The organism is Falsiroseomonas sp. E2-1-a4 (assembly GCF_051433165.1).
GTDB lineage: Bacteria > Pseudomonadota > Alphaproteobacteria > Acetobacterales > Acetobacteraceae > Falsiroseomonas.
The window spans coordinates 76,303-97,222 of the sequence record NZ_JBHMFS010000017.1; the positions used below are offsets into that span (position 1 = coordinate 76,303).

The window sequence follows — 20,920 nt, forward strand, 5'->3', positions numbered from 1 at the left end:
AGCCGTATCTGGTGGTCGAATGCGCGGCAACACGCAACATCCTGTGGACAACACGGGGTTTTGCGTGGCCGGGCCGGTTGTGCGAAACTGGAGGCTCCCTCAGATGCTGGGGCGGCCTTCTCCCGGGCCGTGACCAAGGACCGCACATGTCGCTGATGATGCGCCTGACCACTGCCCTGTCCGGTCGCAAGATCGGGACGGACCGCTTCGGCAACACCTATCACGAGTCCCGGCGGGACTATCTGCAATACGGCCGCAAGCGCCGCTGGGTAATGTTTGCCGGCGCCCCGGACCCGACCTCCGTGCCCCCGGAGTGGCATGGCTGGCTGCACCACACCACCGCCATCCCGATGACGGAGGAAAAGCGCTATCCCTGGATCGCCGAGCACCGCCCGAACCCGACCGGCACCGCGCTGGCCTGGCACCCCGCCGGCCATGACTATTCCGGCGGCCGCCGCCAGGTGACGACCGGCGACTACGAAGCCTGGACCCCCGGATCCTGATGGCCGGGATCGTAATGAATCGACTGAAACGGACTTCGCATCCATGAAGGCTCGTTCCTTCGCCGAGATCATGGCCGGCGCCCTGGTGCTGCTGGTGGCCGGCGGCTTCCTGTTCTACGCGCTGAACAACAGCGGCCGCGGCGGCTTCTCCGGCCCTGGCCTGACCCTATCGGCCAAGTTCGACCGGATCGACGGGCTGGCGCCCGGGGCCGATGTGCGCGTGGCGGGCGTGAAGGTCGGTAGCGTGGTAGACCAGCGGATCGACCCGCAGACCTTCCTCGCCGTGCTGACCATGCGGATCGATGCCAGCCTGCAGATGCCCTCCGACAGCTCCGCCGAAATTGCCAGTGAGGGACTGCTCGGCGGGCGCTTCGTCTCGCTCGTGCCCGGCGGGTCGGACCGGATCCTGGCCGATGGCGGGGAAATCACCATCACCCAATCCGCCATCAGCCTGGAAAGCCTGCTGGGCCGGTTCATCTTCTCGATGACGGAAGCACCCGCCGCGGCCAACCGCAATGAGGCGGGGCCCGCCGCGCCGAGCCTCGGCACCCCAGCGCAGCCATGAGCCTGGAGCCGCCGGCCAACTGGCCCGGCCCGGATGGCGCGCCCCTGTCCTGCCGGGAGAAGCTGAAGGTGCTGGCCGAGAACCACCGCGAAGCCGCCCAGGTGCTGCGCGACGCCTTCGAGGATGCCGTGCTGATGGGGGTTGATGAGACCGCGATGCGCAAGGTGCTGGCCGATCTGGTCGCCGCGCTGCCGAGCCCCAAGCGGCCATGATCAGGCTAGTTCTGGCTTTCCTGCTGGTCGCGACGCCGGCCCTCGCCCAGGAATGGCAGCCGCGGCGGCTGGCCGTGCTGCAGGCGCTGGACAAGGTGACCGCGCGCATCACCGTGCTGCGGGCCGCGCTGAACCAGCCGGAGCGTTTCGGCAGCCTGACAATCACCGTCCGTGCCTGCCATGGCCGCCCGCCGGATGAGGTGCCGGATGCCGCCGCCTGGATGGAGATCAGCGACAGCCGTCTGCCGGCGGAACAGAACCCGGTCTTCCGCGGCTGGATGTTCGCCGAGGCGCCGGGCGTGAACATGCTGCTGCACCCGGTCTATGACATTCGCATCCTGGAATGCCGCGCCCAGTAGCCCGGCTTCGCAGTAGCGCAGCTTTACAGCCGGTGGATTTCCACCATCACCGCCTCCGGCGCCACCGTATCCCGCCAGACGCCCTGTTCCTCCACCGCCTCAGACAGCAGGCGCTTATAGGCCTGGCGCGGCACTTCCCGGCAGCCGAACTGCGCCAGGTGGGCGGTCTGGAATTGCGCGTCCAGCAGGGTGAAGCCGAACAGCCGCAGCCGCGCCACCAGATGCACCAGCGCGACCTTCGAGGCATCGCGCGCCCGGCTGAACATGCTCTCTCCGAAGAAGGCGCCGCCGAGTGCCACGCCGTACAGCCCGCCGGCCAGTTGTGGCCCGCCTTCGCCCGGCAGCCAGGCCTCCACCGAATGGGCGTGGCCCATGCGGTGCAGGGCGCCGAACAGGCGCTCGATCTCCGGGTTGATCCAGGTGTCCTCCCGCCCCTCATCCGGGGCGGCGCAGGCGGAGATGACGCCGTGGAAGTCCCGGTTGGTGGTGATGGTGTAGGCGCCGGACAGCACGGTGCGGCGCAGCCGGCGCGGCAGGTGGAAACGGTCCAGCGGCAACACGCCGCGCAGTTCCGGGTCCAGCCAGTACAGCCGGTCCCCGCGTCGCGTCTCGGCCATGGGGAAAAGCCCCGCCCGGTAGGCGCGGAGCATCAGGTCAGGGGTGATCTCGAACTGGCGTCTGCTCACCCGCCAAGTATGGGGTATTCACTGCGGCATCACGAGGGCAGCCTGTTTCAAGCCATGTCAGGAAAGGTTCAGGCTGCGGCTACCCCTGGCGGGCCACGAACTTCTCCAGCCAATGGATGGTGTAGTCGCCAGCCTGGAATTCCGGGTCCGCCACGATGCGCTGGTGCAGCGGCAGCGTGGTCTTGATGCCGGAGATCACCATTTCCGCCAGCGCCCGCTTCAGCCGGGCGATCGCCTCCGCCCGCGTCTGGCCATGTACCACCAGCTTGGCCACCAGGCTGTCGTAGTTCGGCGGCACCGTGTAGCCGGAATACAGCGCGCTATCGACCCGCACGCCGAGGCCACCTGGCGCGTGGTACATGTCGACCCGGCCGGGGTTCGGCACGAAGGTCTCGGGGTCTTCCGCCGTGATGCGGCATTCGATGGCGTGGCCGGAGAAGCGAATGTCGTCCTGCGTGTAGCCGAGCGGTTCGCCGGCGGCGACGCGCAGCTGTTCCTTCACCAGGTCCACATTGCAGACCATCTCCGTCACCGGATGTTCCACCTGAAGCCGGGTGTTCATCTCGATGAAGGCGAACTGGCCGTCCTGCCACAGGAATTCCAGCGTGCCGGCATTGCGGTAGCCGAGCTGGCGCAGACCCTTGGTGACCTGGGCGCCGAGCGCATCCCGCTCATCGGCCGTCAGTACCGGGCTGCCGGCCTCCTCCACCAGCTTCTGGTGGCGGCGCTGGAGGGAACAGTCACGCTCGCCGAAATGCACCACGTTGCCGTGCATGTCGGCCATGACCTGCAGCTCGATATGTCGCGGACGGTCCAGGTATTTTTCCATATAGACGCTGTCATCGCCGAAGGCGGCCTTGGATTCCGTGCGCGCGACGCGCCAAGCTTCCTCCAGCTCATCCGCCGAACGCGCCACCTTCATGCCGCGCCCGCCACCACCTGCGGCGGCCTTGATCAGCACCGGGTACATGATCTCCTCGGCCACCGCGCGGGCTTCCTCGAAGCTGTCCAACGCGCCGAGCGAGCCGGGAACCAGCGGCACGCCGAGGCCACGCATGGCGTCCTTGGCCGCGATCTTGTCGCCCATCATCCGGATATGCGCCGCCGTCGGGCCGATGAAGGCCAGGCCATGCGCTTCGACCATCTCGGCGAAGTTGGCGTTCTCGGACAGGAAGCCGTAGCCCGGATGGATCGCTTCCGCCCCGGTGATCGCCGCCGCCGACAGGATCGCCGCCATGTTCAGGTAGCTGTCGCGGGCCGAGGGCGGGCCGATGCAGACGCTCTCATCCGCCAGGCGCACATGCATCGCGGTGTTGTCCGCGGTGGAGTGCACGGCGACGGTTCGGATGCCCATTTCCTGGCAGGCGCGATGCACCCGCAGCGCGATCTCGCCGCGGTTGGCAATCAAGACCTTCTTGAACATCACTCGATGATCATCAACGGCTCGCCGTATTCCACCGGCGACCCGCCCTCAACCAGGATGCGGGTGACGGTGCCGGCACGCGGCGCGCGGATCTGGTTGAAGGTCTTCATCGCCTCGATCAGCATCAGGGTCTGGCCCTGGCTGACCTTGGCGCCTACCGTCACGAAGGCGGCCGCCCCCGGCTCCGGCGCAAGATAGGCCACGCCCACCATGGGGGAGGCGATCAGCCCCGGATGCGCGGCGTCCGAAACGGGCTCCGCCACCACGGCAGCGGCAACCGGCGCGGCGACCATCGGCGCGGCGCCGGCCGGCAGATGCGCCACCTGCGTCACGGTGATCTGCCGCGCCACGCGGATACGGCTGTCCTTCTCCACCAGCTCGATCTCGGTGAGATCGGTCTCCCGCAGGATCTTGGCGAGTTCGCGAATCGCCGCCGCGTCGAATTGCACGCCCGACATCAGGGCTCTCCTTCTTCGGCCACGAGGTCCGCGATGGCCTGCAGCGCCAGCGCATAGCCGCCGATGCCGAGCCCCGCGATGACGCCGGTCGCCGCCTTGGACACGTAGCTCAGATGCCGGAATTCCTCCCGGCGGTGAATGTTGGAAATATGGACCTCGATGATCGGCAGGTCGGTCGCCTTCAGCGCATCCATCAGGGCGATGGAGGTATGGCTGTAGCCGGCCGGGTTGATGATGATGCCGGCGGCGCGGCCGCGGCATTCCTGCACCCAGGTGATCAACTCGCCCTCGCCATTGGTCTGGCGGAAATCGATCGCCAGGCCGAGCTGTTCCGCCGTCTCGGCGCAGAGCGCCTCCACATCATCCAGCGTCGCGGCGCCGTAGATCTCGGGCTGGCGCGTGCCGAGCAGATTCAGGTTCGGGCCGTTCAGGACGACGATCAGCGGCGGGTTCACGGGGGAGTCCCAGGTTTTCAGGGACGCCCCGGCTAGCACGTCACGATCCGCAGGGGCAAGCCGAGGTGGGCCCCGCCCCCTGGCCCGCCCCTTGGCCCGCCCCCTGGCTCGCCCGCGATCAGCGCGCCGCCATTTGGTCGAACCAGCTTTTCCAGGCCGGGACGGAGCGCGCAAAGGTGCCGCGATGGGTGGCGTCGGGGCCGGCGGAGATCGCCTCGACCTTGTCATTCCCCATCGCCGCCTGGAAATTCATGGCCAGCCGGCCGACACCGGTTGTGATCGCCTCATCCATCTCGCCGTAATGGTTGCGGACCGGCGTGCGGATCACCCAGCGATAGCCGTGATTCGCCGCCATTTGCCGCCCGAAGGCGGATTCGGCGAAGAATCGCGTGTCGAAATAGGCATCCTCCACCAGGTCCCGCAGCTTCGTCGGCACCTGCGCCGGGTCGAAGGGCAGGCCCTGATAGGCGCGCAGCGACAAGTCGTAATGCGCCGGCTTCAGGATCGATCGCGCCAGCCCGGGCACCCCGTAGTAATTCTCGAAGGAGAAGGACGCCAGGATGAACAGCGTCGTGGTCCAGGGCGCGTCGATCGGCCGCGGGAAGTTCAGGAAGCCGTTCAGCGACAGCCACAGATCGATCGGCGCGCTGGCGGTGGCGGCTGCCTGCACCGGCATGCCGATCGCCTCCAGCCGCTCCAGCAGCGCCATGGTCACCCAGCCGCCCTGCGACCAGCCGGACAGGAAAAGCCCGGTATCGGTCAGCCCGAGCGCCTGCATCACCGCGCGCGCGGCGGGGATGAGGTCGGCGGTCGCCTGCTGGTGGCTGCCCTTGACCATGAAGCCCTGCGGCTCGGTCGATTCGCCCATGCCGATGTAGTCGGCACCGATCAGCGCGTAGCCCTGGCCGGCAAATTGCGCGATCATCAACTGCGTCTCGGGCGAGGTCTCGGGGAAGGAGGGCACCTCCTGTTTCCCGTAGACTGTGCCGTGCTGGTAGGACACCAGCGGCAGCCGCGGCGGCGCATCCTCCGGCACCGCCAGCAGGCCGGTGAGCACCACAGGGCGGTTGCCGCGTTCCGGCGATACGGTCGGGTAGCTGATCCGGTACAGCCGAACCCCGGTGCTGGCCGGGGTGTAGGTCACCTGGAAGCCTGAAAAGGCGGGCGTGTCCGTGGTGAGGTTCCGGTTCAGCCGCGCCGTGTCCCAGCGGCCGATCAACCGGTAGCTGATGCCGCCTGGCACGTGCTGAACGGCATCCGCGCCCTGGGTCACGCCCTGGGTCGCGCCTTGGGCGGCAGCGGGCTTCGCCGTGGCGGCCAGCGCCAGGGCACCGAGCGTGAGGCCCGCAGCGGCCTGTCGCCGCGGGATGCCTGCCGATGGCGCCTGGGACAGGGGCTCGGCAGTGCCGGTCGGCTTGGCATCGGTCATGGCGTTCCTCGTGTCGAAACTCTAACGCAAGTAACTGGCATGCTGGGTCAGCGCAACCACTGGTTGCAAAACCCCCAGCTGTGCCCCAGACCCAGGCCGATGCCAGCCTTGCAACCGCTGCGTCTTGTCCGGCATCGCCACCCCCGCCATCTTCGCCCCATGACGGAAAGCACAACGACGACGCGGATCGGGGTCGAGGTGAACGGCGAGCGCCGGGAGGTGCCGCAGGGCGCTTCCGTGGCCGAGCTGCTGGCGCTGATCGGCCTGGCCGCGCCCAAGGTGGCAGTGGAACGCAACCTGGAGATCGTGCCGCGTTCCGCCTGGGCCACGACCCCCCTCGTCGAGGGCGACCGGCTCGAGATCGTGCATTTCATCGGGGGTGGCTGAGATGGACGGACTTGCATGTGCCAAGGAAGGTGGGGCCGATGAAGGTTGGACCGTCGCCGGGCGCCGCTTCCGCTCCCGCCTGATCGTCGGTACGGGCCGCTACAAGGACCTCCCCGAGACCCAGGCGGCGATCGAGGCCTCGGGCGCCGAGATGGTCACCGTTGCGGTGCGGCGGGTGAATCTGTCGGACGCCTCGCAGCCCATGCTGCAGGATTTCGTGCCGCCCGACCGCTACACCTATCTCCCCAACACCGCGGGCTGCTTCACCGCGCAGGACGCCGTCCGCACCCTGCGCCTGGCGCGGGAGGCCGGGGGCTGGAACCTGGTGAAGCTGGAAGTGCTCGGCCCGCCGCCCTTCCTGTACCCCGACATGCAGGCCACCTTCGAGGCTGCCGCTGCCCTGCTGGCCGATGGCTTCGAGGTGATGGTCTACTGCGCCGATGACCCGGTGGCGGCGAAGCGGCTGGAGGAGATGGGCTGCGTCGCCATCATGCCGCTCGGCGCGCCGATCGGCTCGGGCCTCGGCGTCGCCAACCCCTTCATGATCAAGGCGATCATCGCGCAGGCGAAGGTGCCGGTGCTGGTTGATGCGGGCATCGGCACGGCCTCCGATGCCGCACTGGCCATGGAGCTGGGCTGCGACGCGGTGCTGTTGAATTCCGCCATCGCCCATGCACGGGACCCGGTGCGGATGGCGCGCGCGATGAAGGCAGCGGTGGAGGCGGGCAGGGACGCCTTCCTGGCCGGGCGCATGCCGCGCAGCACGGCGGCCGATCCATCCTCCCCCACCTCCGGCCTCATCCGCTGATCGGGCGCCGCGAAACAGTCTGAAATGGGCGGCGCGACCCGCGGTTGTGCGCCGTCTTGTGAACTTTGCGCCCAGCGTTCTAATTTTGCTCCCGGTCCAATCAACGGCAGGATGGGAGTTAATTATGAAGCGCCGCCAGATCGGAATGCTGGGTGCCATGGCCCTGGCGCTGAGCGCCTGCGTTCAGGAACCTCAGCGCACGGTGGTCGTGGTACCCTCGCAGAGCTGCAACACGGCCTTTCGGGTGGTCAACGCCTCCTCCCGCACCGTGGAGCGGCTTTATTTCAGCCATTCGAGCATAAATGGCTGGGGCAATGACCAGCTCGGCAGCTCGGTGCTGCAGCCCGGGCGGCAGGTGAGCTACCGGGCCGCCAATACCGGCAACTACGATTTCCGCGTGATCTGGAACAATGGCCAGGCGGCGGAGCTGCGCCGGATCAATGTCTGCGCCGCCAGCCGCATCACCGTGACCAATAGCGGGCTGCGCGCCAACTGAGCCAAAGCTTGTCCGGCGGATTCGCGCGACAACCGCGCGATTTGCCGGAGGCTTCCCGGCCAGCCCCCCGGGGGCACCATGGCGGTTTCCGGCCATTCAGGGCTGGCCGCGGAAAAAAAACGGCTGGGGGGGCGATTTTCCGCTTTCCCCCCGGGCAAGCGACGCCTATATGCGCCGCAGACGCAGTACGCACGTGCCGAAGGCCCCAGGCCCACGGAACCCGCTCATGATCAGCTCATGACAAGGGTCACCGCGGCGCAAGGTTAACGCAACGACGTCAGCGTTCTGGCAACCCCGGCGGCTCACCCCGCCGGCCTCATTTGGTCGCTGGTTCGTTCGACCGTTTCGTCAATCTAGGGGCTGTCCCCAACCGGGGCTGTCTCCACTGTTTTCAGGGGAGTACGGGCGCGATGAACCCGAAAATCGCTTCGTATCTGCGCGACCACGCGCCCGCCACGCCATGCCTGGTGCTGGATGTGGACCGCGTCGAGCAGAACTATACCCGGCTGAAGGCCGCGCTGCCGCTGGCGCGCGTGTATTACGCCGTGAAGGCCAACCCGGCCGCGCCGATCCTGGACCGGCTGTCCGCGCTCGGCTCCTCCTTCGACGCCGCGTCGTGGGAAGAGATCCAGGCCTGCCTGGAAGCCGGCGCTCGTCCGGCCGACATCTCCTTCGGCAACACGGTGAAGAAGGAATCCGCCATCAAGGCCGCCTTCGCCGCCGGCGTGACCATGTTCGCCTTCGACAGCGAGCCGGAGCTGAAGAAGCTCGCCCGCTCCGCCCCCGGTGCGCGCGTCTATTGCCGCATCCTGGTGGAGAACAAGGGCGCCGAGTGGCCGCTCTCCCGCAAGTTCGGCTGCGAGGCCGAGATGGCGAAGGAGCTGATGGTGAAGGCGGCCGCATGGGGTCTCGACCCCTATGGCATCTCCTTCCATGTCGGCAGCCAGCAGACCCAGACGGGCGCCTATGAGGCGGCGATCGCGCGCGTGGCGACGATCTTCACCGATCTGCGCGACGCCGGCATCAACCTGCGCATGGTCAATCTCGGTGGCGGCTACCCGGTCCGCTACCGGGCGGAAGTGCCGGAGATCGACGCGTTCGGCGATGCCATCATGGGCGCGATGACCGAGCATTTCGGCAATGCACTTCCGGAGATGGTGATCGAGCCGGGCCGCTTCATGGTGGGCGATGCCGGCGTGGTGTCCTCCGAGGTCGTGCTGGTCTCACGCAAGGCGGAGGATGATCCCGTCCGCTGGGTCTATCTCGACATCGGCCGCTTCGGTGGCCTGGCCGAGACGGAGGGCGAGTCCATCCGCTACGAATTCCGCACGCCGCATGATGGCGATGCGGAAGGCCCCGTGACCATCGCCGGCCCGACCTGCGACAGCACGGACACGCTGTATGAGAAGTCCAACTACCGCCTGCCGATGGCGCTCGACGCCGGCGACCAAGTGCAGCTGCTGTCCACCGGCGCCTATGTGACGACCTATGCGAGCCAGGCCTTCAACGGCTTCCGCCCGCTGGCCGAACACTACATCTAAAGCCATCCCGCGGGATCGGCCGGAAATTATGCGGCGGGCGCGAGCCCGCCGTTTCTTTTTTTGGCGTGGCTGGGCTAGGTTGCCGTCATGGATGAAATTGACCGCAACCTCGTCGTCGCCCTTCAGGAAAACGGGGCGGCCGGCCTCGCGGAGCTGTCCAAGGTTGCCGGCCTCTCCGTCTCCGCCACCGCGGAGCGGGTGAAGCGGCTGGAGGAGCGGGAGGTGATCCGCGGTTGGCGGATCGACCTCGACCCCGTCGCCGCCGGCTGCCCACTGCTCGCCTTCGTCTTCGTCGCGATGCATCCCGGGGATGGCGATGCCGGCTTCATGGCGGCGATGCGGCAGCATGAGGCGGTGCTGGAATGCCACACCGTGACGGGCGCCTGGTGCTACCTGCTGAAGCTGCGCCTGCCGGACATCGCCCGGCTGGAGGCCTTCGTGTCCGATGTGGTGCGCGGCCAGGCCGGCGTGGCGCGGACCGAGACCATCCTGGCCCTCGCCTCGCCCAAGGAAACCGCCATCCTGCCGGTGGCCGAGGCGGAAGAAGAATAAGGCCCTCTCCCCCGCTTTCGGGGGAGAGGGTTGGGTGAGGGGGGCGCCTCAGTTCGCCGGGCGCGCGCCCATGGCGACGGTGCGCTCATCCATCCGCGGCTCATAGGTGATGCCGCGGCGCGTGGCCCAGAAGTTCACCAGCTGGAACAGCGGGATCATCGCCGTCTCGCGGTCCACCATCGCCACGGCTTCCTGCAGCAGCTTCTCCCGCTCCGCATCGTCCAGCGTGCCGGCGGCGCGGGCCGTCAGCGCATCCAGTTCCGGATTCGAGTAGCGGGAATTGTTGGAGGCGCCGGTGCGGCGTTCGCGGTTGTTGGTGCCGAGCACGTTGACCAGCATGTAGCTCGCCTCACCGGTCACGCTGCCCCAGCCGGCCAGGCGGGCGTTGAATTCCTGGCGGGCATTGCGCGCCGCGTAGCTGGTCCAGGGCAGCGCGTCGATCGCGGTGCGCACGCCGATTCGGCTCCACATCTGCGCCACTGCCTGCGCCGTGCGCGCGTCATTCGGGTAGCGGTCGTTCGGCGTCGTCAGTGTCAGGCGGAAGCCTTGCGGAAAGCCGGCCTCGGTGAGCAGGCGGCGGGCGCCATCCGGATCATGCCGCGGCGCTTCGACCGCTGGGTTGTAGGAATAGGAGCCCGGCGGCAACCACTGGCCCGTGGGCTTCGCCGTGCCTTCCATGACGCGATCGGCCAGCGCCTCCCGGTCGATGGCGATGGACAATGCGCGGCGCACGCGGGGATCGAGCATCGGGTTGCGCTCCAGCGGGCGCCCCTCATTGTCGCTGACCAGCACTGGTGCGGTGTCGGTGCGGGAGAAGTCGGTCATCAGGTAGATCAGGCGCAGGCCCTGGATCTCGGAGATGCTGATGCGGTTGTCGCGGCGCAGCCGGGCGATGTCCGTGGACGGCACTTGGTCGATGACGTCGAGATCGCCAGCCAGGATGCCCGCGGTGCGCGCCGCGTCATTGGCGACGAAGCGGTAGGACACGCGCGCCCAGGGCTGCGCGCCGCGCCAATAGGCGTCATTGCGGGCGAATTCCGTGCGGTCGCCGGGGCGGTAGGAGACCAGGCGATAGGGGCCCGTGCCGATGGCGGCGCGACCGGCATTGTAGTCCTCGGTCGCCGCACCCTCACCCACATGGCGGGAGATGATCTGGATCGAAGCGAGCTCCGTCGGCAGCAGCGGATGCGCCGTGGCGGTGTGGAAGCGGATGGTCAGCGGGTCCACCACCTCGACGCGAGTGATGGCGCGGACAAAGCCGCCGAAGCCACCCGGGCTGTTCGGCACATTGGGTGCGCGACCGATGGTGAAGGCGACGTCGTCGGCGGTGAAGTCGCGCCCGTCATGCCACTTCACGCCGGCACGCAGCTTGAATTCCCAGGTGGTCGGGCTGACGGCGCGCCAGCTTTCCGCCAGCGCCGGCTGGATGCGGGCCGTCGCATCCTGCTCCACCAGCCGGTCGAACAGATGCATGGTCTGGCTGATGTTGGGCGAGGCATTGTAGAAATGCGGATCGAGCGAGGTGGGCGAACCGCCGATGCCGATGGTCAGGTTGCGGTCCTGGGCCAGGGCCGGCCCCGCGATGGCGAGCAGGGCGGCGGACAGGATGGCCCGGCCGGGCAAACGAACGAAACTCATACAAAACCTCATCTGAACGACAGGAACGAACCGCCAGCCTAGGCGCTCGCGTAGCAGGCTGCTATACCGATCGCTTCGGGGAAGCTTTGTTGAGGAGAGAGTGATGCGAAACAGCATCCGCAATACCGCTGCGGCGGCAGTGTCTGCCATGATCGTGGGACTTCCCGCGGCGCAGGCGCAGCAGGCCCAGACGTTGAATATGGGCGTGGGCTCGCCCGTCACTTCGCTCGATCCGCACTATCACCAGTTGTCGCCGAACAACGCGGTCGCCGACATGATCTTCGACAAGCTGGTCAACACCGATTCCGCAGCACGCAACATCCCTGGCCTTGCGACCGAATGGCGCGCCACAGGCCCGACCACCTGGGAATTCAAGCTGCGTCCGAACGTGACCTTCCATAACGGCAATGCGTTCACGGCCGAAGACGTGGTCTTCACCATCCAGCGCCTGCCGAATGTGCCGAACAGCCCATCCTCCTTCGGCGCCTATGCGCGGCCGATCGTGCGGATGGAGATCGTCGACCCGCTGACCATCCGCTTCCACACCGCAGCGCCCTACCCGCTGATGCCGCTGGACATGACGAATGTCCGCATTCTCGATTCCGAGACGCATGCGAATGTGACGACGGATGCGTTCAACAACGGCAGCGCCGCGATCGGCAGCGGCCCCTGGCGCGTGGTGAACCACCGCAACGGCGACCGGATCGAATTCGCCCGCAACGACACCTACTGGGGTGACAAGCCGGCCTTCGCGCGGGTGAACTACCGCATGGTCACCAACAACGCGACGCGCACCGCGTCCCTGTTGTCCGGCGACCTCGACATCATCGACCAGGTACCGACCAGCGACCTGGCGCGCCTGCGCCGCGACCCAAACTTCAACGTGTCCGAGACTGTCGGCCTGCGCCTGATCTTCCTCGGCCTGGACCATCTGCGTGGCGCGGATGAGAATTCGCCGCAGATCACCGACCATGAAGGTCGCCCGCTGGGCCGCAACCCGCTGCGCGATGTCCGCGTGCGCCGCGCGCTGTCCATGGCGATCGACCGCAAGGCGATCGCGGAGCGCGTGATGGAAGGGGCCGCGACGCCGTCGGGCCAGTTCCTTCCGCCCGGCACCTACAGCCATGTGCCGGGCCTTGAGGCGCCGGAATACAATCCGGATGCGGCACGCCGCCTGCTGACGGAAGCCGGCTATCCGAACGGCTTCCGCATCACCCTCTCCGGCCCGAATGACCGCTACGTCAACGACGCCCGCATCATCCAGGCAGTTGGCCAGATGTGGACCCGCATCGGCGTCCGCACCGCGGTCGAGGCGCAGACCTGGTCCACCTTCGTCGGTCGCGCCGGGCGGCAGGAATTCTCCTCCTTCCTGATCGGCTGGGGCTCCAACCCCGATGCCAGCCACCCGCTGCGCAACATCCTCGGCACCTTCAGCCGAGAGAGGGGCTGGGGCTCGTCCAACCGTGGTCGCTTCTCCAACGCCGAGGTCGATGCCCTGCTGACCCAGTCCCTGTCGGAACTGGACGAGCAGAAGCGTGAGCAGCTGATGATCCAGGCGCAGCGCATCGCCGCGGATCAGGTTGCGGTGATCCCGATGCACATCCAGACCAACATCTGGGCGATGCGTCGCGGGCTGACGCACCAGGCGCGCGTCGATGAACTGACCCGGGCGCAGGATACGCGCCCGGCTGCCGCCCGCTGAACGAGACCTGACGGGGCAAGGGGACCGGGATGAGCGTCTATCTGTTGCGGCGACTGATTCAGGCCGCCGGCGTCGTGCTGGCGATGTCGCTCATCGTCTTCATCGGCGTCTTCGCCATCGGCGACCCGGTGGAGATCCTGATCAGCCCCGATGCCGACCAGATGGAGCGTGAGCGCGCGGTGATCGCGCTCGGCCTCGACAAGCCGCTCTGGCACCAATACCTGATCTTCCTGGGCAAGGCGCTCCAGGGTGACCTCGGGCGGTCCTTCGTGTTCAACGAACCGGCGCTTGAGCTGATCCTCCAGCGCATGCCGGCGACGCTGGAGCTGGCTTTCGCGGCCACCTTCGGTGCCATCCTCATCGGCCTGCCGCTCGGCCTGTATGCCGGGCTGCGGCCGAACAGCATTGGCTCCAAGGCCATCATGGCCGGTTCGATCCTCGGCTTCTCGCTGCCCACCTTCTGGGTCGGGCTGATGCTGATCATGGTCTTCGCCGTGCAGCTTGGCTGGCTGCCCTCCACCGGGCGTGGGCAGACGGTGGAGATCCTCGGCACGCATTGGTCCTTCCTGACCTGGAACGGGCTGACGCATCTGGCGATGCCGGCGCTGAACCTCGCGTTGTTCAAGATCAGCCTCGTCATCCGCCTGACCCGTGCGGGGGTGCGGGAGACGATGCTGATGGACTACGTGAAATTCGCCCGCGCGAAGGGGCTGAGCCCGTTCCGCGTGACCTTCGTGCACGTCTTCAAGAACATCCTGATCCCGGTCGTCACCGTCACCGGGCTGGAGTTCGGCAGCACCATCGCCTTCTCGGTCGTGACGGAAAGCATCTTCGCCTGGCCGGGCATGGGCAAGCTGATCATCGACAGCATCAACGTGCTCGATCGGCCAGTCATCGTCGCCTACCTAATGATCGTCGTGCTGATGTTCATCACCATCAACCTGATCGTGGACCTGATGTATTCGGTGCTCGATCCGCGCGTGCGGCTGGATAGCAAGTGAAGGGGCGCACGGCATGAGCGCGGTTGTCGGCCAGGGGGCACCCATCGAGGACCCCGCCAAGATCAAGGTGGAAACGCCGTTCCGGCGCTTCTGCTCCGAATTCGCGGAGTCGAAGCTCGCAATGGGCGGGCTGGTGGTGATCTCCATCATCATCCTGGTGGCGATCCTGGCGCCCTTCATCTCGCCGCAGGACCCCTATGATCTGGCGGTGCTGGACATCATGGATGGGCGGCTGGAACCCGGCGCTAAGTCCGGTGACGGCGCCATCACCTACTGGCTCGGCACGGATGACCAGGGGCGGGACATGCTGTCCGGCATCATGTACGGGCTGCGAATTTCGCTGACCGTCGGCGCCGGCTCCGCCTTCATCGCCTGCATGGTCGGTGCCTCCCTCGGCCTCGCCGCGGCCTATGCCGGTGGCAGGACCGACAGCATCATCATGCGCATCGTCGACCTGCAGCTGTCCTTCCCGTCGATCCTCGTCGCGCTGATGATCCTGGCGTTCCTCGGCAAGTCGGTAACCAACGTCATCATCGCCATCGTCGTGGTGGAATGGGCCTACTACGCCCGAACCGTGCGCGGCACGGCGCTGGTGGAACGGCGGCGCGAATACATCGAGGCGGCGGAATGCCTGGCGCTGCCGCGCTACCGCATCCTGTTCCGGCACCTGCTGCCGAACTGCCTGCCACCGCTGATCGTCATCGGCACCATGCAGGTGGCGCGCGCGATCGCGCTGGAGGCGACGCTGTCCTTCCTCGGCCTTGGCGTGCCGATCACGGAGCCCTCGCTCGGCCTGCTGATCGCCAATGGCTATGAATACATGCTGTCGGGAAAATACTGGATTTCCTTCTACCCCGGCATCGCGCTGCTGGTGACCATCGTCGCCATCAACCTGGTCGGCGACCAGTTGCGTGACGTCCTGAACCCGCGGCTGCAGAAGTAAGGGTGCCCATGGCTGACGTAGTGAACGCGGCGACGCCAACTCTGGAGGTGCGCAACCTCCAGACCCACTTCTTCACCCGCGGCGGCGTCGTGCGCGCCGTGAACGACGTGTCCTTCACCATCGGCCGCGGCAAGGTGCTGGGGCTGGTCGGCGAAAGCGGCTCCGGCAAGACGGTCACCGGCTTCTCCATCATGAAGCTGGTCGATCCGCCCGGCCGCATCGTCAGCGGCTCCATCCTGTTTCAGGGGCGGGACCTGGCGACACTGTCCGAAGAGGAGATGCGGCACCTGCGGGGCAACCGCATCGCCATGATCTTCCAGGACCCGATGATGACGCTGAACCCGGTCCTGCGCATCGACACGCAGATGATCGAGACGGTGCAGGCGCATGAGAAGGTCTCGGATGAGGATGCCCGCGCCCGCGCGCGCGATGCGCTCGGCATGGTCGGCATTCCATCCCCGGATGAACGGCTGAAATCCTACCCGCACCAATTCTCCGGCGGCATGCGCCAGCGCGTGGCGATCGCCATCGCCCTGCTGCACCGCCCGGACCTGATCGTGGCGGATGAGCCGACCACGGCGCTCGACGTGACCATCCAGGGCCAGATCCTCGCGGAGGTCCAGAAACTTTGCGCCACCACCGGCACGGCGATGCTGTGGATCACCCATGACCTGTCCGTGGTCGCCGGCCTCGCGGACGATATCGCCGTCATGTATGCCGGCCGCGTCGTCGAATATGGCGATGTTGGAGAGGTGCTGGACACGCCGCTGCACCCCTACACCCATGGCCTGATCGGCAGCGTGCCGTCGCGCAACAAGCGGGGCGTTCCTCTGCGGCAGATCCCAGGCATGACGCCGTCGCTGCTCAACCTGCCGGAGGGCTGTTCCTTCCGCGCCCGCTGCCCGCGCGCGGCGGAGGATTGCATCGTCATGCCCACCCTGCACCCCTGGCTGCCGGATCGCCTGGCGCGCTGCCACCACCCGCACCTCGAGGAGGTGGCGACGGCATGAGCCAGTCCCAGATGCAGGAGCAGGTCCCGGACGCGCCGCGCACCTTCGCCGACAGCGAGATCCCGATGGTCGAGCTGCGGCAGGTTTCGCGCCGCTTCTCCAAGAAGCTCGACATCGCCGCAAAGCTGGCGCGTCGCCTCGGCGCCGCGGTGAAGGAGGAGATCGTCCACGCCGTGGACCATGTCGATCTCCGCGTCCGCAAGGGCGAGGTGGTGGGGCTGGTCGGGGAATCCGGCTGTGGCAAATCCACCCTCGGCCGCATCGTCGCGGGCATCCTGCCGCAATCCGAGGGCCAGGTCTTCTGGAACGGCCAGGATGTGGCGATCATGCAGGGCGAGGCCGCGAAGATCGGCAAGCTGCGCCGGCAGATGATCTTCCAGGACCCCTATGCCAGCCTGAACCCGCGCATGCGGGTGGCCGATATCGTGGGGGAGGCGCCGCTGGTGCATGGCCTGACCACGCGCGGCAATTTCGACGCCTATGTCGATGAGCAGATGCGCCGCGCCGGCCTCGACCCCGCCTTCAAGCGCCGTTACCCGCACCAGTTTTCCGGCGGCCAGCGCCAGCGCATCGGCATTGCCCGCGCGCTGGCCGTGGCGCCGGAATTCATCGTCTGTGATGAGGCGGTGGCGGCGCTGGACGTCTCGATCCAGGCGCAGATCCTGAACCTGTTCATGCAGCTTCGGAAGGATCTCGACCTCACCTACCTGTTCATCAGCCACGACCTTGGCGTGGTGGAACATCTCAGCGACCGCGTCGTGATCATGTATCTCGGCCGCGTGGTCGAGGAAGCGCCGACGGAGCGTGTCTTCGCCGGCGCCAACCACCCCTACACCCAGTCGCTGCTGGCCAGCGTGCCGCGCATTGGCAACCGCAAGCGGGCCTTCGCCACGGTGAAGGGGGAAATCCCCTCGCCGCTGAACCCGCCGCCCGGCTGCCACTTCCACCCGCGCTGCCCGCACGCCTTCGATCGCTGCCGGGTGGAGGTGCCGAAGCTGCGAGAGATCGCCCCCGGGCAGCGCAGCGCCTGCCACCTGAACGACGCCGCCTGACCTCGTATCGCGCCCAGTGGGAAAGCCGCGACCTGGTCGCGGATTTCCTGACCGGGCGCGACGCAGCGGCGGACCCGCTCTGGTCCGCCAGCGGGGCCACAACTGCGGCGGAATATGCGCGCTGGGCCGAGCATCTCTGCGGCTGCGCCTGCCTCCAGATGGCGCTGGCGGCGCTTGGCCGCCCGGTGCCCCCGATTCATGATATCCGCCGCGGCGTGCAGGCCGCAGGTGGCTATCTGGAGACGCCGGAGGGCGACATTCGCGGCCTGATCTATGCCGGTGCGGTGGCCTGGCTGGCGGGGCAGGGGATTGCCGCCGGCATCCTGTTGGATCTGACGGCGCAGGATATCCCGGCGCAGGGCCTGTTCCTTGCCTCCGTCCATCCCGGCATCCGCCGGCCGGATCTGCCGCCGCCCGGGCGCGGCGGGCATCTGGTGCTGGTCTTCGGCCAGGATGCGGCGGGCGCGCTACGCTTCCACAACCCCTCCGGCGACACGCCAGCGACGCAGGAGGATGTGCGGCTGGCGCCCGGCGACTTCGATCGCTTCTTTGCCGGGCGCGGCATCCGCATCGGGTAGCGGCGTCAGGTCCGCTTGGTCGGCGCCGCCGCGCCGCGGCCCCGGCCGGGCGGGTCGGAAGGATCGCTGTCGCTCGGCCCCGCCGGTGCGCGGTTGCCGCCGCGCCCGCGGCCGGGCGCGTCGCTCGGGTCGCTGTCGGTCGTGCCCGCCGGCCCGCTGGCGCCACGGCCCCGGCCAGGTGGGTCGGAGGGGTCGCTGTCGCTCGGCCCCGCCGGCGCCCTGTTGCCGCCACGGCCGCGGCCGGGCGGGTCATTCGGGTCGCTGTCCGACGCGCCGGCCTGCGGGCGACTGCCGCCGCGGCCATTGCCGGGCTCGTCGGAGGGATCGCTATCGGTCAGGCCGCTGCGCCGGGGCGCACCGCCGCCCTTGGCGCGTGGCGCGCTGCCGCCCCCACCGGATTTCGGCTCCTGCGCCTGGGACGCCAGCGGCACTGCCGTGAGGCCCAGCGTGCTGACCCGCAGGATCAGCAGGCGCCGGCCAGGCGCCGACCCGTCAGATGTGGACATGCGGTCCTCCTTTGCTCGGTTCATGTTCGCGATGCGGCGGGTTTTTCACAAGCGGCACGATGCGGGCGGAGTGAAACGAAGCCGCTTGCATTTATGTTCCTGATATGTTCCTATCATCCCATGAGCACCATCGCCCTTGGCACGACCCTCCAGGCCGATATCGCGGCCGAAATTCCCGTCCACCTTAGCATCCCACCGCGCCCGCGCCCGCGGCACGCCTGGCCCGCTTCCGTGACGCGGGAACCGGCGTGGCGGGAGGCGATGCGCTGGTCACTGCTGGCCCTCACCGCCAGCCTGGCGGCCGGGGAGGTCGCGCTGGCCCTGTTCGGGCCATAGGCCGCCTCAAACGGGCAGGGTCGCCATGGCGGAAAGCCCGCCGCCCGCCCGGTTCCGCAGCACCACATCGCCGCCATGCGCCCGGAAGATGTTGCGCGCGATCGGCAGGCCGAGGCCGGTGCCGCCGGTTTCCCGGTTGCGGCTTTCCTCCAGCCGGTGGAAGGGCTGGAACACGGTCTCCAGGTCGTGCTCCGGCACGCCCGGCCCGTCATCCTCCACCGCAATCCGCACCACCCCGCCCAAGGGGGGTTGCAGCCGCAGCGTGGCGGAGCCGCCATAGGCCACCGCATTGCTGACCAGATTGGCCAGCGCCCGCTTCAGCGATCCGGGCCGCGCCGCCACGGTCAGATGCTCCGGCCCCATATAGGTAATCAGCTCGGCGTAGTCCGGGCTGGCATCCGCCGCCTCGTCCATCACCGTGCGGCAGAGCGAGGCGAGGTCCACCGCCACGGAGGGCTCGCGCGTCGAATCATCGCGCGCGAAGGCCAGGGTGGCGGCGATCATCGCCTCCATCTCATCCAGGTCGGCCAGCATCTTCCGCCGCTGCTCGTCATCATCGAGGAATTCGGCGCGCAGCTTCAGGCGGGTGATCGGCGTCTTCAGGTCGTGGCCGATGGCCGCCAGCATCTGGGTGCGGTCGCCGACGAAGCGGCGGATGCGCTCGGCCATGGTGTTGAAGGCGCGCGCCGCGGTAGCGACCTCGGCGGGGCCGGTCTCGGGCAGTGGCGGCGCGTTCACATCGCGGCCGAGCCGGTCCGCCGCCTGCGCCAGTGCCGTCACCGGCCGGGTCAGCCGCCGCACCGCCCACAAGGTCAGCGCCACGGCAGCCAGCGTCATCAGGGCGAAGGCGATGAGGAAGGTCATGGAATGCCACGGCCGCGGCGGCGGAATCTCCAGCCGCAGGTTCAGCCAGCCCTGATCCGGAAAGCGCAGGCTGACCATCAGCCGGCCCGGATTCCCATGCGTGCCGATCAGCACCTCCCGCGGTCGCAGGCGCGGCGGCGCGCGGTGCAGCCCATCGAGGCGCAGCAGGCGGATCAGGCCGGGCGGCGGCGGTGGAGAGTTGGGCTGGGCCAGCGCCACCTCATCCAGCGTGATCCGCATGCCGGGCGGCATGTCCAGATCCTCCAGCACCGATTTGCGGCGGTCGGGCGGCAGGGGCAGCAGGCTGCGCCAGGCGCCGAAGGAACGCTGGGAAATCTCCCGCGCATGCTGGTAGCGCTGCAGATCCACCCGATCCAGCGCATGGATGGTCAGCCCGGCCACCTGCACCAGGATCAGCCCGCCGATCAGCACCAGCGCGGTGCGCCCGGCCAGGCTGCGCGGCCACAGCCAGGCCAGCAAGCGCCGCATCAGGCGCGCTCGACGGTCGCGGACAGTACATAGCCGCCACCGCGCACGGTCTTGATGACCTGCGGATTGCGGCCGTCATCCTCCAGCTTGCGGCGGAGGCGGGAGACGGCGACATCGATGGCGCGATCGAACGGCCCGGCCTGGCGGCCGCGCAGCAGATCCATCAGCATGTCCCGCGTCAGCACCCGGTTCGGCCGCTCCACCAGCACCATCAGCAGCTCGTACTCGCCACCGGTCAGCGGCACTTCGGCACCCTGCGGGTTCAGCAGGCGGCGCCGCGTCGGCTCCAGCACCCAGCCGGCAAAACGGAGAACCTTGGCCGGCGGTTCCTGGGACGGGCCGGTGCTGCTGTCCGCCGTTGCGCGGCGCAGCACGGCGCGGATGCGCGCCAGCAATTCGCGCGGGTTGAAGGGTTTGGCCACATAATCATCGGCGCCGAGTTCCAGGCCGACGATGCGGTCCGTCTCCTCCCCCATCGCCGTCAGCATCACGATCGGCACCTCTGATTGGGTGCGCAGCCAGCGTGCCAGGTCCAGGCCGGATTCGCCCGGCATCATCAGGTCCAGCACCACCAGATGATAGCGGCCGAGCGGCCAGAGCTTGCGGGCCTCCCGCGCATCGCGGGCGGCGGTTACGCGGAAGGACTGCTTCTCCAGGAACTTGCCGAGGAGTTCACGGATCTCGCGGTCATCATCGACCACGAGGATATGCGGGGCTGTTGCGTCCATGGCTGCAACATAGCGCGCCGCGCGCGCACCCCTAGGGCGAAACCCCACCCAGTGTTGCGGCATGTGACTCCGGGGGTCCCGGTTACCGGGTGTTGCACTTTCTCATGCTTTCGGCCCTTCCATGGTAACCCGCAGGGCGCATGTAACGAAGGACAAGGCGTCATCCCGGCTTCGGCCCTGACTTCGCCGCGGGATTCCC

Annotated in this window: 25 protein-coding genes; 16 read left to right on the plus strand and 9 right to left on the minus strand. The window is 68.1% G+C overall.

Going from position 1 to position 20,920, the window contains the following annotated elements:
- Positions 1-146 precede the first annotated feature (146 nt).
- From ACFHNC_RS18130 to ACFHNC_RS18145, 4 genes are read left to right on the plus strand one after another with little or no spacing between them, the layout of a single operon-like run.
- Positions 147-503 carry an NADH-ubiquinone oxidoreductase subunit NDUFA12 family protein gene (locus ACFHNC_RS18130; RefSeq protein WP_437170645.1) on the plus strand — a complete coding sequence of 119 codons (357 nt, stop codon included), beginning with the start codon at positions 147-149 and terminating at the stop codon, positions 501-503.
- A gap of 43 nt (positions 504-546) precedes the next feature.
- A complete protein-coding gene (gene mlaD / locus ACFHNC_RS18135; protein WP_437170646.1) occupies positions 547-1,068 on the plus strand; it encodes an outer membrane lipid asymmetry maintenance protein MlaD in 522 nt (173 codons plus the stop codon).
- Entirely contained in the window at positions 1,065-1,280 is a 216-nt protein-coding gene (locus ACFHNC_RS18140; RefSeq protein WP_437170647.1) for a hypothetical protein, read from the plus strand. Before mlaD ends, ACFHNC_RS18140 begins: the two co-directional genes overlap by 4 nt.
- Complete coding sequence (locus tag ACFHNC_RS18145; protein WP_437170648.1) at positions 1,277-1,639, plus strand: DUF2155 domain-containing protein; 363 nt, start codon at positions 1,277-1,279, stop codon at positions 1,637-1,639. The genes ACFHNC_RS18140 and ACFHNC_RS18145 overlap by 4 nt, the downstream gene beginning before the upstream one ends.
- 23 nt (positions 1,640-1,662) lie before the next feature.
- Here ACFHNC_RS18145 and aat read toward each other — a convergent pair whose 3' ends face one another.
- The 5 genes from aat to ACFHNC_RS18170 form a co-directional block, all read right to left on the minus strand.
- Positions 1,663-2,289 (minus strand): leucyl/phenylalanyl-tRNA--protein transferase, encoded by a 627-nt coding sequence (aat, locus tag ACFHNC_RS18150; RefSeq protein ID WP_437170700.1) that lies wholly within the window; start codon positions 2,287-2,289, stop codon positions 1,663-1,665.
- A gap of 115 nt (positions 2,290-2,404) precedes the next feature.
- A complete protein-coding gene (accC, locus tag ACFHNC_RS18155) occupies positions 2,405-3,748 on the minus strand; it encodes an acetyl-CoA carboxylase biotin carboxylase subunit (protein ID WP_437170649.1) in 1,344 nt (447 codons plus the stop codon).
- Positions 3,748-4,206 carry an acetyl-CoA carboxylase biotin carboxyl carrier protein gene (accB, locus tag ACFHNC_RS18160; protein WP_437170650.1) on the minus strand — a complete coding sequence of 153 codons (459 nt, stop codon included), beginning with the start codon at positions 4,204-4,206 and terminating at the stop codon, positions 3,748-3,750. The genes accC and accB overlap by 1 nt, the downstream gene beginning before the upstream one ends.
- A complete protein-coding gene (gene aroQ / locus ACFHNC_RS18165; RefSeq protein ID WP_437170651.1) occupies positions 4,206-4,661 on the minus strand; it encodes a type II 3-dehydroquinate dehydratase in 456 nt (151 codons plus the stop codon). Before aroQ ends, accB begins: the two co-directional genes overlap by 1 nt.
- Before the next feature lie 118 nt (positions 4,662-4,779).
- On the minus strand, positions 4,780-6,090 hold the full coding sequence (locus ACFHNC_RS18170; RefSeq protein WP_437170652.1) for an alpha/beta hydrolase family protein: 1,311 nt from the start codon (positions 6,088-6,090) through the stop codon (positions 4,780-4,782).
- Between the two features lie 159 nt (positions 6,091-6,249).
- Between ACFHNC_RS18170 and thiS the strand changes: the two genes are divergently transcribed.
- The 5 genes from thiS to ACFHNC_RS18195 all read left to right on the plus strand — a co-directional run bounded on the left by thiS (position 6,250) and on the right by ACFHNC_RS18195 (position 9,874).
- The gene (thiS, locus tag ACFHNC_RS18175; RefSeq protein ID WP_437170653.1) at positions 6,250-6,477 is read left to right on the plus strand and encodes a sulfur carrier protein ThiS; all 228 of its coding nucleotides are present in this window, start codon (positions 6,250-6,252) and stop codon (positions 6,475-6,477) included.
- A 1-nt stretch (position 6,478) separates the two neighbouring features.
- The gene (locus ACFHNC_RS18180; protein WP_437170654.1) at positions 6,479-7,285 is read left to right on the plus strand and encodes a thiazole synthase; all 807 of its coding nucleotides are present in this window, start codon (positions 6,479-6,481) and stop codon (positions 7,283-7,285) included.
- Between the two features lie 124 nt (positions 7,286-7,409).
- The gene (locus tag ACFHNC_RS18185; RefSeq protein WP_437170655.1) at positions 7,410-7,781 is read left to right on the plus strand and encodes a hypothetical protein; all 372 of its coding nucleotides are present in this window, start codon (positions 7,410-7,412) and stop codon (positions 7,779-7,781) included.
- Positions 7,782-8,191: 410 nt separating this feature from the next.
- Positions 8,192-9,322, plus strand: coding sequence for a type III PLP-dependent enzyme (locus ACFHNC_RS18190; protein WP_437170656.1), 1,131 nt, complete (start codon positions 8,192-8,194; stop codon positions 9,320-9,322).
- A gap of 87 nt (positions 9,323-9,409) precedes the next feature.
- Positions 9,410-9,874, plus strand: coding sequence for an Lrp/AsnC family transcriptional regulator (locus tag ACFHNC_RS18195; protein ID WP_437170657.1), 465 nt, complete (start codon positions 9,410-9,412; stop codon positions 9,872-9,874).
- Positions 9,875-9,922: 48 nt separating this feature from the next.
- On the opposite strand, the gene ACFHNC_RS18200 is transcribed toward ACFHNC_RS18195, so the two are convergent.
- Positions 9,923-11,512, minus strand: coding sequence for an ABC transporter substrate-binding protein (locus ACFHNC_RS18200; RefSeq protein WP_437170658.1), 1,590 nt, complete (start codon positions 11,510-11,512; stop codon positions 9,923-9,925).
- Positions 11,513-11,615: 103 nt separating this feature from the next.
- On the opposite strand from ACFHNC_RS18200, the gene ACFHNC_RS18205 reads away from it, so the two are divergent.
- From ACFHNC_RS18205 to ACFHNC_RS18230, 6 genes are all read left to right on the plus strand, one after another.
- Positions 11,616-13,214 carry an ABC transporter substrate-binding protein gene (locus ACFHNC_RS18205; protein WP_437170659.1) on the plus strand — a complete coding sequence of 533 codons (1,599 nt, stop codon included), beginning with the start codon at positions 11,616-11,618 and terminating at the stop codon, positions 13,212-13,214.
- Positions 13,215-13,243: 29 nt separating this feature from the next.
- Entirely contained in the window at positions 13,244-14,215 is a 972-nt protein-coding gene (locus tag ACFHNC_RS18210) for an ABC transporter permease (protein ID WP_437170660.1), read from the plus strand.
- Between the two features lie 13 nt (positions 14,216-14,228).
- Positions 14,229-15,158: an ABC transporter permease gene (locus ACFHNC_RS18215; protein ID WP_437170661.1), complete on the plus strand. Its 930-nt coding sequence runs from the start codon at positions 14,229-14,231 to the stop codon at positions 15,156-15,158.
- 8 nt (positions 15,159-15,166) lie between these two features.
- On the plus strand, positions 15,167-16,168 hold the full coding sequence (locus ACFHNC_RS18220) for an ABC transporter ATP-binding protein (protein WP_437170662.1): 1,002 nt from the start codon (positions 15,167-15,169) through the stop codon (positions 16,166-16,168).
- An 11-nt stretch (positions 16,169-16,179) separates the two neighbouring features.
- Entirely contained in the window at positions 16,180-17,220 is a 1,041-nt protein-coding gene (locus ACFHNC_RS18225) for an ABC transporter ATP-binding protein (RefSeq protein ID WP_437170701.1), read from the plus strand.
- 185 nt (positions 17,221-17,405) lie between these two features.
- On the plus strand, positions 17,406-17,798 hold the full coding sequence (locus ACFHNC_RS18230; RefSeq protein ID WP_437170663.1) for a hypothetical protein: 393 nt from the start codon (positions 17,406-17,408) through the stop codon (positions 17,796-17,798).
- A 5-nt stretch (positions 17,799-17,803) separates the two neighbouring features.
- Here the strand turns inward: ACFHNC_RS18230 and ACFHNC_RS18235 are convergent, their stop codons facing one another.
- A complete protein-coding gene (locus tag ACFHNC_RS18235) occupies positions 17,804-18,304 on the minus strand; it encodes a hypothetical protein (RefSeq protein ID WP_437170664.1) in 501 nt (166 codons plus the stop codon).
- 120 nt (positions 18,305-18,424) lie between these two features.
- Here ACFHNC_RS18235 and ACFHNC_RS18240 point away from each other — a divergent pair, with 120 nt between their 5' ends.
- Positions 18,425-18,640, plus strand: coding sequence for a hypothetical protein (locus tag ACFHNC_RS18240; RefSeq protein ID WP_437170665.1), 216 nt, complete (start codon positions 18,425-18,427; stop codon positions 18,638-18,640).
- Positions 18,641-18,646: 6 nt separating this feature from the next.
- Here the strand turns inward: ACFHNC_RS18240 and ACFHNC_RS18245 are convergent, their stop codons facing one another.
- Both ACFHNC_RS18245 and ACFHNC_RS18250 read right to left on the minus strand, forming a co-directional pair.
- A complete protein-coding gene (locus ACFHNC_RS18245) occupies positions 18,647-19,993 on the minus strand; it encodes an ATP-binding protein (RefSeq protein ID WP_437170666.1) in 1,347 nt (448 codons plus the stop codon).
- On the minus strand, positions 19,993-20,721 hold the full coding sequence (locus ACFHNC_RS18250; RefSeq protein WP_437170667.1) for a response regulator: 729 nt from the start codon (positions 20,719-20,721) through the stop codon (positions 19,993-19,995). Before ACFHNC_RS18250 ends, ACFHNC_RS18245 begins: the two co-directional genes overlap by 1 nt.
- Positions 20,722-20,920: the final 199 nt, after the last annotated feature.